The following is a 14,356-nucleotide window of genomic DNA, read 5'->3' on the forward strand; positions in this document are numbered from 1 at the left end:
AAGAGGTGCTAGCATAGAGCCACCAGTCGACCTCAGCATGCACCCTAACTAGTAGTCAGGATATGACCGAGCCAGAAGACCCCAGCCGTGAGCGCCTCAAGCACCACTTTGCCCAGCGGGTAATTCATCAGGCTCGTCAGATCCTGGAGATTTGGCAGCGCCTGCAACGCACGGAATGGTCAAGCACCGATCTGTCCGAGCTTAGCGAAGCCAATCTGCGCCTGCTGCGCTTTGCCGAACGCTTCGAACAGCCGGAGCACTCCCAGCTTGCCGAGGGCATCAGCCAGTCGCTGCAAGCGGTGGACGCCAATCGCGGGCGCCTGAGCAGTCACCTGATCACCGAAATCAATCGCCTGATGCAGCGTCTGTCCCGCACCGGCCTGCGCCATGGCGACCAACTCGAACAGACCTTCCTGCCACCGCTGCGCAAGCCCATCTACGTGATGCTGCAGGACCATGACCGCGCCGAGCGGCTGGCCAAACAGTTGGAGTTCTTCGGCCTCAGCGCCCTGGCCCTGGACAGTGTCGCAGCGTTTCGCGCCTCGATGGTCGAGCGCCTGCCCGCGGCGATTGTCATGGACGTGGACTTCAGCGGCCCCGGCGTCGGTTTGAAGCTGGCAGCCGAAGCCCAGGAAGGCCTGGAGCAGCCGTTGCCGCTGCTGTTCTTCAGCCTGCTGGAAACCGACACCCCGACACGCCTGGCGGCCGTGCGCGCTGGCGGCCAGGAGTTCCTCACCGGCACCCTCGAAGCCTCGAGCCTGCTGGAAAAGATCGAAGTGCTGACCTGCGTCGCCCAGTACGAACCCTACAAAGTGCTGATCATCGATGACTCCCGTGCCCAGGCCTTGCACACCGAGCGCCTGCTCAACAGCGCTGGCATCATCACCCGCACGCTGATCGAGCCGATCCAGGCCATGGCCGAGCTGGCGGACTTCCAGCCCGATCTGATCATCCTCGACATGTACATGCCGGCCTGCACCGGCACGGAACTGGCGAAGGTCATCCGCCACAATGACCGTTATGTCAGTGTGCCGATCATTTACCTGTCCGCCGAGGATGACCTGGACAAACAGCTCGACGCCATGAGCGAAGGCGGCGATGACTTCCTGACCAAACCGATCAAGCCCCGGCACCTGATCACCACGGTGCGCAACCGCGCTGCCCGGGCCCGCAACCTCAAGGCGCGGATGGTGCGCGACAGCCTCACCGGGCTCTACAACCACACCCATATCCTGCAGCTGCTCGAAGATTGCAGCTTCCGCGCCCGCCGCGAAGGCAAGCCCCTGAGCTTCGCCATGCTCGACATCGACCATTTCAAGCGGGTCAATGACAGCCATGGTCACCCCATGGGCGACCGGGTGATCAAAAGCCTCGCGCTGTTTCTCAAGCAGCGCCTGCGCAAGACCGACTTCATCGGCCGCTACGGCGGCGAAGAGTTCGCCATTGTCATGCCCGACACCGACATCGACGCGGCCTACAAGGTGCTGGATGAAATCCGTCAACGCTTTGCCGAGATTCACTACCCGGCGCAGCCTCATGATCTGTGGTGCACCTTCAGCGCCGGCGTGGTGGAGATGAGCGATGACTGCGACAGCCTGATGATGGCCAGCCAGGCGGACGAAGCGCTGTACCGGGCCAAACACGCCGGACGCAATCGTGTGCAGAGCGCCCGGCAATCAAAGCAAAGTGCCACCTTTTCATCGGAATCCACCGACTCGGTCATAAACCTGTAACCCAAACGCAATAACTTCAGGCACTTACGATTCTGCCCCCGGTAGACACTTGATGCGCCTGAAGCTGCTGACCAATCTCAATACCCTTCTTTTAGTTGCCGTTTGCCTTGGCCTCGGCGCCACGCTGTGGTGGTCGCAGATCGCCCTGGAGCGTCCCTATCTGCTGATGGAGCGCTACTTGGGCCTGTCGCGACAGTTCCAGGGCGAAGTGGCGCGCAACATTGAAGACTATCTGGCCAGCGGCGACGCCCTGCGCCTGAGCGCCGCCACCCAGGCTTTGGAAACCCTGCAAAAAGAGCTGGATCGATTCCCGCCGGAACTGGCCAAGACCCTGCGCCCGAGCCTGTCGAACCTCGACGGCTTCAGCAAGACTGATCTGCTGGCTGCCGGCAAACTGGCTGGCGATCCGCAGGCCTTGCTGTTGCAGGCCGAACGTGAACTGAGTGCCAGCCTCGACCAACTCGCCCAATACGCCAATGGCGCCCCTGCCTATCTGCCACCGTTGTTCGCCGCTTCGCAGCACCTGGGTCGGTTGTCCCTCACCCGGGACAAACTGGTCAGCAGTGGCCGCAGCGAATTGGCCGCCGATGTCGAGCGAGAACTGGCCAGTATCCGCGGGGAAGCCCAGCGCCTGGACAGCCTGCCGCTGCTCGGCGTAACGACCAGCAGCGAGTCCGGCAGTGATGACTTCGCCGCGCTGATGGGTTTGCAAACCGAGGAAAAAACCGCCGCCGAAGACGCGGGCATCGCCCTCAAGCGCGAACTCAACAGCCTGCTCGGGCGCTACCCTGCGGAGCTGGGACGGACCCGCGAACTGATCCAGAAACGCACTGAGCTGAGCAACGCTACGCACCTGAAAACCGCTGACGTGCAACAGGCGATCGATGCGATGGAACCCGCCGTTCGCGCCCAACATGGACAGATCCAGGGCGAGGTCCGCTTGATCCAGGGCGTGATGATTGGCTTGATCCTGCTGATCGCCCTGCTCATCGACACCTTGCAGCGACGCCTGGCCCGGACCTTGACGCACTTGGCGCCAGCCCTGTCGACCTGGGCCGAAGGGGACTTCAGCCGTGACATCCGAGTGGGCGCCAGCAACCGCGAACTGCAAGACATCGAAGCGTCGCTCAATCGCCTGCGGGCTTATCTGGTGGATCTGGTAGGCACCATTCGCCTGAACGCCGAACAGGTCGCCGGCAGCAGCCGAGCCCTGGCGGAGCTGAGTGGTGAGCTGCACAGCGGCGCCGAGGATCAGGCCGGTGATACGGCGCTGATCCGTGACTCCCTCAGTGAGCTGGAAGCGACGATCCAGCAGGTGGCCGGCGATGCCAGCCAGGCCGCCGACGCCAGCCGCAGCGCCGGGCAAGCGGTGGGACAAGGCCAGAAAGTCATCGGCCTGAGCCTCACCGGCCTGCATGCGCTGGTGGGCGAGGTGCAGGGCAACGCACAAATGATCGAACAACTGGCCGAGGAATCGGCCACCATCGGCGGTGTGCTGACGGTGATTCGCTCGATTGCCGACCAGACCAACTTGCTCGCCCTCAACGCAGCCATCGAAGCCGCCCGCGCCGGAGAGATGGGCCGGGGTTTTGCGGTAGTGGCCGAGGAGGTCCGCTCCCTGGCCCAACGCACCGCAGGGGCCACCGCCGAAATCCAGACGCTGATCGCCCGCCTGCAACTGGCCGCACGCCAGTCGGTGGACGGCATGCGCGCCCAGGTCGAACACGCCGAAGCCACCGCCAGCCAGGCCCAGGCCGCCGACGGCGCGCTGGATAAAATCGTCGAAGCCATCCAGACCATCGCCGACACCGCTGTGCGCATCGCCGATGTCACCGCCCAACAAAGCGGCGCCGTCAGCGAAATCCGCGATCACAGTGAGCGGATTCACCAATTGGGTGGGGATAACCTGCTACGCATCGGACAGGGACGGGAACAGGGCGACAACCTGTTGGTGCTTGGCGGACGGCTGCACACGGCGGTGCAAGCGTTCAGGGTTTAAGCACCACAGATCCATTGTGGGAGCGAGCCTGCTCGCGATAGCGGTGGGTCAGCTTGCGGCTATGTTGAATGTGCCGCCTTCATCGCGAGCAGGCTCGCTCCCACACTGGATCTCGTCTGCCCACAATCCGGCGGTCACCACACCTTCCCTGTGGGAGCGAGCTTGCTCGCGATTGCGGCGGATCTGCTTGCGATGATGTTGAATGTGTCACCGTCATCGCGAGCAAGCTCGCACACAGGGCACAGTGCAGGCTCGCAGCCATGGGTGACCGAATCCAAGAGCACGGTCACAAATTTCGCGTAAACATCGGTCATCGTGCTGGCTATTGCAGAGAACTGGACAGTCATAAAGGCTTTGCGGCATAGTCGCCGGGTTCTGACACCTGCTCACAGATAACAAGGAACAGCAGATGGCGACCCTATTGGTCCTGCACGGACCCAACCTGAACCTGCTGGGCACCCGCGAACCGGGCGTCTACGGGGCCGTGACCCTGGCCCAGATCAACCAGGACCTGGAACAGCGGGCCCGCACCGCCGGCCATCATTTGCTCTACCTGCAAAGCAACGCCGAATATGAATTGATCGACCGCATCCATGCCGCGCGTGGCGAAGGCGTGGACTTCATTTTGATCAATCCCGCAGCTTTTACGCACACAAGTGTCGCATTACGTGACGCGCTGCTGGCGGTGAGCATCCCATTCATCGAAGTGCATTTGTCTAACGTGCACAAACGCGAACCTTTCCGCCATCACTCTTACTTCTCCGATGTAGCGGTGGGAGTGATCTGCGGCCTTGGCGCCAGCGGCTACCGCCTGGCCTTGGAGGCTGCCCTGGAACAGCTTGAACAACAAGCTATACGCCCCTGACCGACCCTTGGGAGTTGATGATTCATGGATATCCGTAAAGTTAAGAAACTGATCGAATTGCTGGAAGAGTCCGGCATCGACGAGCTCGAGATCAAGGAAGGCGAAGAGTCCGTACGCATCAGCCGTCACAGCAAGACCCCAGCCCAGCAGTTCTACGCACCGGCGCCGATGCACGCTCCGGCCGCTGCACCTGCTCCTGCAGCAGCGCCAGTTGCCGCCGCTGCTCCAGCAGCACCTGCCGCACCAACGCTCAACGGCACCGTCGCCCGCTCGCCAATGGTGGGCACGTTCTATCGCAAGTCCTCGCCGTCCTCGCCGTCCTTCGTTGAAGTCGGCCAGACCGTGAAGAAAGGCGACACCCTGTGCATCGTCGAAGCCATGAAGATGATGAACCACATCGAAGCTGAAACCAGCGGTGTGATCGAGTCCATCCTCGTCGAAGACGGCCAGCCGGTTGAGTACGACCAACCGCTGTTCACCATCGTTTGAACCGCGGAGAGCCTTCGATGTTGAAACCTGCGAAGTTGGAAAAAGTCCTGATCGCCAACCGCGGTGAAATTGCCCTGCGGATTCTGCGCGCCTGCAAAGAGATGGGCATCAAGACCGTCGCCGTTTACTCCAAGGCCGACAAAGAACTGATGCACCTGGGCCTGGCAGACGAATCCGTCTGCATCGGTCCGGCGTCGGCTGCGCACTCTTACCTGCACATCCCGGCGATCATCGCCGCTGCTGAAGTGACCGGCGCCACCGCCATTCACCCGGGCTACGGTTTCCTGGCGGAAAACGCCGACTTCGCCGAACAGGTCGAAAACTCCGGTTTTGCCTTCATTGGCCCGAAAGCCGACACCATCCGCCTGATGGGCGACAAGGTTTCGGCCAAGCACGCCATGATTGCCGCCGGTGTACCTACCGTTCCGGGTTCTGACGGCCCGCTGCCTGAAGACGAAGAAACCGCTTTGCGCATCGGTCGTGAAGTCGGTTATCCGGTGATCATCAAGGCCGCTGGCGGCGGCGGTGGTCGCGGCATGCGCGTGGTACACAAGGAAGAAGACCTGATTTCCTCGGCGAAACTGACCCGCTCCGAAGCGGGCGCGGCGTTCGGCAACCCGATGGTCTACCTGGAAAAGTTCCTGACCAACCCGCGTCACGTCGAAGTCCAGGTGCTGTCCGACGGCCAGGGCCAGGCCATCCATCTGGGCGACCGCGATTGCTCGCTGCAACGTCGTCACCAGAAGGTTCTCGAAGAAGCGCCGGCACCGGGCATCGACGAGAAGGCTCGCCAGGAAGTCCTGGCACGCTGCGTCAAGGCCTGCATCGACATCGGCTACCGTGGCGCCGGTACCTTTGAGTTCCTGTACGAGAACGGTAGCTTCTACTTCATCGAAATGAACACCCGTGTTCAGGTGGAGCACCCGGTTTCGGAAATGGTCACCGGTATCGACATCGTCAAGGAGATGCTCAGCATCGCCGCTGGCAACAAGCTGTCGTTCACCCAGGAAGACGTGGTCATCCGCGGCCATTCGCTGGAATGCCGGATCAACGCCGAAGACCCGAAAACCTTCATGCCAAGCCCAGGCACGGTCAAGCATTTCCATGCCCCGGGCGGCAATGGCGTTCGCGTCGATTCGCACCTGTACAGCGGTTACGCGGTTCCGCCGAACTACGATTCGTTGATCGGCAAGCTGATCACCTACGGGGCGACCCGTGACGAAGCCCTGGCGCGCATGCGCAATGCACTGGACGAAATCGTTGTTGACGGGATCAAGACCAACATCCCGTTGCACCGCGATCTGGTCCGTGACGAAGGCTTCTGCAAAGGCGGCGTCAACATCCATTACCTGGAACACAAGCTGGGCAACCAGCACTGATGTTTCAAGTGATGTAAAAAGACCCCGGTCCATTGGCCGGGGTCTTTTTTTGCCTGCTCTTCAAGATGACGGCCAAATGGATCAGCTCAGCGCCACCGTAGGGAACGCGTGGGCTTCGATCTGCGCCGCAGTCGCTGGCCGCCCCTGCGGGGTGAGAACGGCACCACTGGCATTGGCTACCAGCGGTTCGCTGCGCACGCGCGCCATGAACCCACGAGCCCGCACCGACACCGGATCAGAACCCTGCTTCGCCCGCGCCAGCACTGGTATGTAGTAGCGTTCGACCTGACTGGCTGATGTCTTGAATACCGTCGTGACACCACTGCGCAGATCCAGTGAAACACCATAGGTATTGCCGAAGCAGGACGAGTACGACCAATGATCCCAGGTGGGTCGCAGCCCCTGGCGCCGCATCGCCGACCTGACCCGCCCGCCAATGTCAGCCCCCGTCAGCCAGTCGCCACCCACCAGGGTCGTACGAATATCCTTTGCGTTTGCGCCCAGGTGCCGCGTCACGTCCCGCAGGCTGCGCTCGATCAGTGTGCGGATATTGTGATCGAAATGGATAACGGCCCCGGCCTTGGTGGTCGGGTTATACAACGACGCGATCACGCAGGTCTGCGCGTTCAGGGAGAACAGATAGTTATCCGCCGCTGCCTCGCTGAACCTCGCCACCACGGCCTCGCCCTGCAACGCGCCCCTTGATACGTCCGGGAAGACATGACCGGGAAACGCCTGCCGCAGATCATTCACCCGTCCGAGGACAAGCATCTGATCATTGCCCCCTTTCAAGCCGACCTCGTTGTGTACCCACTTGCCCGTTCCCGCCCTGCGGATGGGCAGGTTGTACAAGGCACCGGGGCGACTGGCATCCACCAGGCACAAACCGCCGAAGTAAGGGTCCTCCTTCACTTGGTAGTACTTGCCTTTACTGCGGATGTAATAAGCAGTGTGGGGCTGCGATGCGCTGGACGGGCTGCGATAGGTGCCCCGGAAGATGCTCTCCCCGGTGACCTGCTCCAGATTCTCAGGCGCTTTGCCGACCGCCTGTTTCGGCTTGAAACGTATGGGCTGGATCACCGGCCCGGTCTCTTTGGCAACCAGCGGGGTCACGCTCCTCAAGCGCTGCTCGGACAGTGACATAGGCTTCACGACAAGCTTCAGGCTTCTGGCCGCCCGCCCCAGTAGCGGAGCAAGGGTCCCGCCCCCCAAGGCAGCGAACAATAGGCCCCAGGAGACCATCAGCCAGTGGCCCAGCGCACGATCCGTGTCGCCCTGCCCATGCGCCTCGGTGGCCTGTTTGACGCTGACGACAATAAAGGCGACATCCAGCAGCAAGGCAAAGGGCGGATAAACCAGGCACACGGGAGCCGACGCAAACAGCAGCCCCTTGATGACCTGGTGCCTGATCACCTCGGCGCGACTTTTGGTGACGTCTTCCACATCGCTGAGCGCGCGCTCGATGTAGGCATCGAACTCCGCCTGGATATCGTTCACTCGATTGAACTCGCGCAATGTGTCGACGCCAATGCTCGTCGCCGCCAGCGCCGCCAACGAACGCCTGACCGCCGCGCGGGCGCCGAGCGCGACCCGCTGCAGCACGTAGTCATGCAGGCGCGTGGCGACCGCCCCGGGAAAGTCCTGGTATCGGCGAAACGTGACACCGTCCGGAGCGTCCGGCGTGTACAGCCAATAGGCGCCCTTCGGATCGAAGTAGGCGAAGACGTAGACGCCCATCACAATATGGCCGCCGACGGAAAACCTGATCACCCCTTCGTGCTGCACGACGGTCCCCGAATACACCGGACCGGACACTGGCACCGACTCACCCAGAAGGGTGACTTGGCGGGTAAGCCACCAGAACTCATTCGCGCTCAACTGGGATTTGCCCGTTGCGACACGCAGGTCACGGTCCATCCGGGTCAGCAACAGGCTGCGGTAGGCATTGCGCCGTGCGGTGTATTCAGGAGCACTGGCATCGAGGAACCTGGCACGGACCTCCCGTACATATTGCTCGCCCACGTACGCCCGCCGTATATAAGACGCAAGCTCCGCACTGCGGACCTGCCCCAGGTCCTGCCCCACCGATGAGCGCACACCTTTTCTGGGATTGTCGATACCCGAGTTGTCGTCATACCCATGGATGACGAGCTCCAGCAGGCTGGCGACCTTCGTCTTGCCGTCCGCCAACCCCGGGTTGTAGTCGATGAGCACCGTTGCAGGATCGACCGGCGCCTGCACACCCTTGCTGCGCATGTAAGGGCCAATCGCTTGCGTGACGATACGCTTGGCGAAATCCACGAAGACTTCGTAGCCCTCCAGCTGTTTATTGAACACCTGCTGATGGACCAGAAGTTCCTGGCTCAAACTGCTGATGGTTGGCCGCGCCTCTATCGGCAGGGCGGAGTACCAGCGAGGCGATTCGTCCAGCTCCACCTGTGCCAGGTTGTTGTCCAGGCCCATTGCAACGATGTCTTCAAGGCAAGCCTTGAAACCGCCCACCGCGCCTCTGGGATCCCGGCTTGTATCCCATGTCATCGGCTTGTCTGCCACGCGGGCAAAGTATTCCCGGGCCACGCCTCGCTGCCCTGGAGAGATCCGCTGCAGCAGGTACTCGCGACCGGCTTCGCTGCGGGTCCAGGCGCCTATTTCCACACTCACGGCCCACAGCGAGGGCAATTCGATCCACTCCTGGCCATCCGGTTTGTCGGGGGCGTACAGCAACAAGTCGCTCTGCAGGTCCTCGCGATAGAACAAGAGCAAATCGGCACACTTCAACGTGTTTGGCAGCACCAGGCAGCTGACCCGCAGAACGCTGGCGGACCGTGCCGAAGCTTCGCCCTCCCACAGCGCTTTGACGGCCTCATGGTTGCTCACCTTCAAATGACCCGCACAGCGGGCAATGAACGCACTTTGCTGCAATCGTGCCGTGAACCAATCGAGCATGGCGTCTTTCAGATCCCCTCGGCCATACAGGCCGACCAGCGCCTGCAAGTACCCGGCCGGGGCATCAACGTCCGCCAGCAATTGACTGATGAACGCTGGCGAAAGGGGCTGGCTCCGCAGCATGGCGCCGTTTTCCACCAGGAACACCGCCACGGTGTCCGGCCTTATGGGGCCGGCCGCCAGCAACTCGCTCAGGCTGCGGGTCTGCACCGGCTGCCCCATCACACTTCGCCACTGCAGCTGCACTCGAATGCGGTCCGGCTCGACGTCCATGTCCCGCTCACGCCTGACATAATCCTTGACCAGATGCCGGGCAAAGGCCTGCCGCGAACCCAGGCCATCGAGCAGTCCATCCAGCAGCGCCTGGGCCTGGGCGGTCTGGTCCTGAAAAACCTTGAGCTTTTTACGATCAACTTCGCTTAGCCCTCGCAACCAATCAGGCAGTTGCCAACGCGCGATGGCTTCAAGGCTTTGACGCTCCTGCGTCGTCGCCAATGCGGTCAATTGACTCATCCGACGCCAGGTGTCCTGGAGCGCTTCGACTTTCTCCCTTAGCTCATCGCCCTCCAGGCTCGCCAACGGGTCAGGCTGGAAGAGCATGTCGACTGCAGCCATGTGCTCATCGAGCTTCTGCTTGAGCAGCGCCTCAAGCGAAACGTCGCGCCCAGTCATTCGCCAATGACGTCGCAGATAGTCTTTGTAGTGATGGATAAAACCCGTGGCTACGCCCTCTACCGCCTGGGCGATGACCTGCTGGCGCTCGGCCGGAAACCCAAGGTCTGCCCCGCCCGGCCAGCGATAGGGCGCCTGCTGTTCTTCGTCAGCGACCACCGATTTGTGATCGATCATGCGTTGCAGCACCGTGTCGAGCAGGGTGTCCATGAAATGCGGGGCGATGTTGCCGTGGTAATAGTGGTTGCGCAGCTCGACCAACACATACTCCTCCAGCACCTCCAGCAAGGTCATCTGGGTGTGCAGTCGTGCGTCGATAGCCGCCTGCCACCGAGACAATTTCTCCAAGATGGCTTGCGCGGTTGCTACCTGCGGGGAAGATACCGGCCCCGTGCCGTTGACGTTTCTTTGCCGCTCGGCAGTGTTGTCCATCACATTCCTCCCTGTTGTGTGGACCCGCACCTTATCCGCCCGCCAGCACCGGCATGTCATACATATATATATCGAAACACCCGCCTGGACGGCGCAAGACTCGCTTATCCACTTTGACGGCGACCTGGCGTACACTGCGCGCCTTTGCAGCCCTGCGCTGCCCCCTGTAGATTTTTCCAAAGGTGCCCGCCATGCCTTGGCTGCAAGTACATCTGGCCATCAGCCCGGAACAAGCCGAAACCTACGAAGATGCGTTTCTTGAAGTCGGCGCTGTATCGGTCACCTTCATGGACGCCGAAGACCAGCCGATCTTCGAGCCGGAACTCAATACCACGCCGCTGTGGTCCCACACCCACCTGCTGGCCCTGTTCGAAGGCGGCACCGAGGCGGCCAGTGTGCTGGCCCATCTCGAGCTGCTGACCGGCGGTCCGCTGCCTGAGCATCACAGCGAAGTGATCGAAGACCAGGACTGGGAACGCAGCTGGATGGACAACTTCCAGCCGATGCGCTTCGGCCAGCGCCTATGGATCGTACCGAGCTGGCACGCCGCACCCGAACCTGAGGCTGTGAACCTGCTGCTGGACCCAGGCCTGGCGTTCGGCACCGGCACCCACCCGACCACCGCGTTGTGCCTGGAATGGCTCGACGGCCAGGACCTCAAGGGCTGCGATGTACTCGATTTCGGCTGCGGCTCGGGGATCCTGGCCATCGCCGCGCTCCTGCTGGGCGCCAGGGAAGCAGTCGGCACCGACATTGACGTCCAGGCCCTGGAGGCCTCTCGCGATAACGCCGGGCGCAACAACATTGCCGAAGCCCTGTTCCCGCTGTACCTGCCGCAGGACTTGCCACAGGTCCAGGCCGACGTGCTGGTGGCCAATATCCTCGCCGGCCCGCTGGTGTCACTGGCACCGCAACTGTCGAGCCTGGTCAAGCCGGGCGGGCGCCTGGCGCTGTCGGGCATCCTCGCCGAGCAAGGCGAAGAAGTCGCCGCCGCCTATGCCGCGGACTTTGACCTCGATCCGATCGCCAATCGCGATGGCTGGGTGCGCATCACCGGACGTCGGCGCTAGAATGGCCGCCTGTATCAACCGGATTGCCGCATGACTGACAGCTTCGTCACCCAGTGCCCGCATTGCCACACCAGCTTTCGCGTCAGCCATACTCAATTGAGCGTGGCCCGCGGGGTGGTTCGTTGCGGCTCGTGCCTGCAAGTGTTCAATGCCGCGCGGCAATTGCTGGAGCAACGTGCCGGCAAGGAAACCGTCACGCCCCTGGCGCCGCCGATCAAGAGCCCTGCCGCAGAAGCGCCGCCACGGGCAATCAGCCAGAAACAATGGACCGCCGCCGAGCTGGACCTCGATGATCTGGACAAGGAACTGGCGCGCCTGGAACGGCGCGACAAGCGGGCACCGGATACCTTCGGCCGACGCCATGAAGACAATCTGAGTGCGCAACGAGATCACCTCTCGAACGAGCAGGAGCCCTGGTCCGATAGCCTGTACAGCCAATCCCCGGCGGAGCGTGCCGAAGCGGTCATCCAGGCGCCAGTGGAGCCATTCGAGCCCCATGAGCCCGCCCGGCCACCGCGCACCGAGCCATCCTTGTCCCTGGCCCTAGAGCCGCTGGAGCCGGAGGACGAGCCTGTCACCCTGCTACGCCTGGAACCGGACGACGAGCCCCACGAACACCTTGAGCGCCTGTCGGCCACCGACGACCACGACGACGAACCCGTGCAGCCGGCACCGCTGCGCCAGTCGCGCGAACGCCATGAGCCCGGCCTGCGCGCCGAGGCCCTCCATGACCTGGATGACGATCCTCTGCAGCTGGACTGGCGCAAACGCCGTTCGCCGTGGGGCCGCCGCTTGCTGTGGGGCCTGTTGATCCTGCTCGCCGCCGCAGCCCTGGGCGGCCAGTACATTGCGTACCATTTCGAGGAATTGGCCCGCCAGGACCAGTACCGTCCCTGGTTCCTGCAAATCTGCCCGACCATCGGTTGCGACGTACCCTCCAAGGTCGACATCGCCAAGATCAAAAGCAGCAACCTGGTGGTGCGCAGCCATCCGGAGTTCAGCGGCGCCCTGGTGGTGGACGCGATCATCTACAACCGAGCACCCTTCTCCCAGCCTTTTCCGCTGCTGGAGCTGCGTTTCGCCGACCTCAACGGGCACTTGCTCGCCAGTCGCCGCTTCAAGCCCGGGGAGTACCTGGGGGGCGATCTCGAAGGCCGCGGCGAAATGCCGCCGCAGACCCCGATCCACATCGCGCTGGACATCCTGGACCCAGGACCTAAAGCGGTGAACTACAGCCTGAGCTTCCATTCGCCCGAGTGAAGCCGCCAGGGGTCGGTCGATTGACGACAGCTTTCTGACTCAGCCCACCCAGACCAAACCGCTGGCGATAACAAAATAGCTGTTCAGATTTTATCCAATTCGACCTTTATCCAGTCATCGAGAGCGGGTATCATGCCAACCCTTTTTCGAAGTCTCATGATCCGGCCCCACTTCAGGGAAGTCCTATGTCGGCGGTACGCATCGGCCCATATACATTGCAGAACGGCCTGGTTCTCGCCCCTATGGCGGGCGTCACCGATCAGCCCTTTCGTCAGCTGTGCAAGCGACTGGGCGCAGGTCTGGTGGTTTCGGAAATGGTCACCAGCGACATGAGTTTGTGGAACACCCGCAAATCGCGTCTGCGCATGATCCACGAAGGTGATCCCGAGCCCCGCTCGGTACAGATTGCCGGTGGCGACGCACAGATGCTGGCGGAGGCGGCCCGGGCCAATGTGGCGATGGGCGCGCAGATCATCGACATCAACATGGGTTGCCCGGCAAAGAAGGTCTGCAACAAGGCCGCAGGCTCGGCACTGTTGAAAGATGAAGCCCTGGTCACCGAGATCCTGCAGGCGGTCGTCGCCGCAGTGGATGTGCCGGTGACCCTGAAGATCCGCACCGGGTGGGACCGGGAGAACAAGAACGGCCTGACAGTGGCGAAGATCGCCGAACAGGCAGGTATCACGGCGCTGGCGGTCCACGGCCGCACCCGTGCCGACCTGTATACCGGTGAAGCGGAGTACGACACCATTGCCGCGATCAAGCAGGCAGTGTCGATTCCGGTCTTTGCCAACGGCGACGTCGATTCGCCCGAGAAGGCCCGGTACGTGCTGGACGCGACTGGTGCCGACGGACTGTTGATCGGCCGGGCCGCCCAGGGGCGGCCATGGATTTTTCGTGAGATCGAACACTTCCTGCGCACGGGCGAAAAACTCGCTGCGCCGCAGTTGTCCGAGGTGGAACGTATTCTGCTAGAGCATCTGGCCGCGCTGCATGCCTTCTACGGAGAAGTCATGGGTGTACGCATCGCTCGCAAGCATGTGGGCTGGTATCTCGCAACCCTGCCGGGCGCCAGGGAGTTTCGCGCCCGTTTCAATCGTTTGGATGGTACGCAAGCACAATGCGCCGACGTTCAGGCGTTCTTCGCTGAGCGTTACAAGAGCCTGACAGGGGACGAAGGGGTGGCCGCATGACGATGATGACCGAGACTTTAGTGAGTGGAATAACACCCGTGAGCGACAATGTGAATTTGAAACAGCACCTCAACACGCCCAGCGAAGAAGGTCAGACCCTTCGCGGGAGTGTCGAGAAGGCGCTGCACAATTATTTCGCCCACCTTGAGGGCGCTGCCGTCACGGATGTGTACAACCTGGTGCTTTCCGAAGTCGAGGCACCGCTGCTCGAAAGCGTGATGAACTACGTCAAGGGCAACCAGACCAAGGCCAGTGAGCTGTTGGGCCTGAACCGCGGCACCCTGCGCAAGAAACTCAAGCAGTACGATCTGCTGTAAG

At 62.1% G+C, this 14,356-nt stretch carries 10 protein-coding genes; 9 read left to right on the forward strand and 1 reads right to left on the reverse strand.

The window, feature by feature from the left end:
• The first annotated feature begins 62 nt into the window (after positions 1–62).
• From QNH97_RS26130 to accC, 5 genes are all read left to right on the forward strand, one after another.
• A complete protein-coding gene (locus tag QNH97_RS26130; RefSeq protein WP_283554520.1) occupies positions 63–1,733 on the forward strand; it encodes a diguanylate cyclase in 1,671 nt (556 codons plus the stop codon).
• A gap of 52 nt (positions 1,734–1,785) precedes the next feature.
• Entirely contained in the window at positions 1,786–3,732 is a 1,947-nt protein-coding gene (locus QNH97_RS26135) for a methyl-accepting chemotaxis protein (RefSeq protein ID WP_283554521.1), read from the forward strand.
• A gap of 409 nt (positions 3,733–4,141) precedes the next feature.
• Positions 4,142–4,597, forward strand: a complete 456-nt coding sequence (gene aroQ / locus QNH97_RS26140; protein WP_123345040.1) for a type II 3-dehydroquinate dehydratase — start codon at positions 4,142–4,144, stop codon at positions 4,595–4,597.
• Between the two features lie 24 nt (positions 4,598–4,621).
• Complete coding sequence (gene accB / locus QNH97_RS26145; protein ID WP_025211623.1) at positions 4,622–5,086, forward strand: acetyl-CoA carboxylase biotin carboxyl carrier protein; 465 nt, start codon at positions 4,622–4,624, stop codon at positions 5,084–5,086.
• Between the two features lie 17 nt (positions 5,087–5,103).
• A complete protein-coding gene (accC, locus tag QNH97_RS26150) occupies positions 5,104–6,465 on the forward strand; it encodes an acetyl-CoA carboxylase biotin carboxylase subunit (RefSeq protein ID WP_283554522.1) in 1,362 nt (453 codons plus the stop codon).
• Between the two features lie 81 nt (positions 6,466–6,546).
• On the opposite strand, the gene QNH97_RS26155 is transcribed toward accC, so the two are convergent.
• Entirely contained in the window at positions 6,547–10,515 is a 3,969-nt protein-coding gene (locus QNH97_RS26155; protein ID WP_283554523.1) for a dermonecrotic toxin domain-containing protein, read from the reverse strand.
• Positions 10,516–10,706: 191 nt separating this feature from the next.
• Between QNH97_RS26155 and prmA the strand changes: the two genes are divergently transcribed.
• The 4 genes from prmA to fis all read left to right on the forward strand — a co-directional run bounded on the left by prmA (position 10,707) and on the right by fis (position 14,355).
• Entirely contained in the window at positions 10,707–11,585 is an 879-nt protein-coding gene (gene prmA / locus QNH97_RS26160) for a 50S ribosomal protein L11 methyltransferase (protein ID WP_283554524.1), read from the forward strand.
• A 30-nt stretch (positions 11,586–11,615) separates the two neighbouring features.
• On the forward strand, positions 11,616–12,845 hold the full coding sequence (locus QNH97_RS26165; RefSeq protein WP_283554525.1) for a DUF3426 domain-containing protein: 1,230 nt from the start codon (positions 11,616–11,618) through the stop codon (positions 12,843–12,845).
• 185 nt (positions 12,846–13,030) lie between these two features.
• The gene (gene dusB / locus QNH97_RS26170; RefSeq protein WP_283554526.1) at positions 13,031–14,038 is read left to right on the forward strand and encodes a tRNA dihydrouridine synthase DusB; all 1,008 of its coding nucleotides are present in this window, start codon (positions 13,031–13,033) and stop codon (positions 14,036–14,038) included.
• Positions 14,035–14,355 carry a DNA-binding transcriptional regulator Fis gene (fis, locus tag QNH97_RS26175; protein WP_025211617.1) on the forward strand — a complete coding sequence of 107 codons (321 nt, stop codon included), beginning with the start codon at positions 14,035–14,037 and terminating at the stop codon, positions 14,353–14,355. Before dusB ends, fis begins: the two co-directional genes overlap by 4 nt.
• Position 14,356: the final 1 nt, after the last annotated feature.

This window comes from Pseudomonas sp. G2-4 (assembly GCF_030064125.1).
GTDB lineage: Bacteria > Pseudomonadota > Gammaproteobacteria > Pseudomonadales > Pseudomonadaceae > Aquipseudomonas.

Excerpts from the sequence above, each read along its gene's own strand:
- QNH97_RS26135 (WP_283554521.1), top strand. The coding sequence starts at position 1,786 with ATGCGCCTGAAGCTGCTGACCAATCTCAATACCCTTCTTTTAGTTGCC.
- accC (WP_283554522.1), top strand. The coding sequence starts at position 5,104 with ATGTTGAAACCTGCGAAGTTGGAAAAAGTCCTGATCGCCAACCGCGGT.
- accB (WP_025211623.1), top strand. The coding sequence starts at position 4,622 with ATGGATATCCGTAAAGTTAAGAAACTGATCGAATTGCTGGAAGAGTCC.
- QNH97_RS26155 (WP_283554523.1), bottom strand. The coding sequence starts at position 10,515 with ATGGACAACACTGCCGAGCGGCAAAGAAACGTCAACGGCACGGGGCCG.
- prmA (WP_283554524.1), top strand. The coding sequence starts at position 10,707 with ATGCCTTGGCTGCAAGTACATCTGGCCATCAGCCCGGAACAAGCCGAA.
- aroQ (WP_123345040.1), top strand. The coding sequence starts at position 4,142 with ATGGCGACCCTATTGGTCCTGCACGGACCCAACCTGAACCTGCTGGGC.
- dusB (WP_283554526.1), top strand. The coding sequence starts at position 13,031 with ATGTCGGCGGTACGCATCGGCCCATATACATTGCAGAACGGCCTGGTT.
- QNH97_RS26165 (WP_283554525.1), top strand. The coding sequence starts at position 11,616 with ATGACTGACAGCTTCGTCACCCAGTGCCCGCATTGCCACACCAGCTTT.
- fis (WP_025211617.1), top strand. The coding sequence starts at position 14,035 with ATGACGATGATGACCGAGACTTTAGTGAGTGGAATAACACCCGTGAGC.
- QNH97_RS26130 (WP_283554520.1), top strand. The coding sequence starts at position 63 with ATGACCGAGCCAGAAGACCCCAGCCGTGAGCGCCTCAAGCACCACTTT.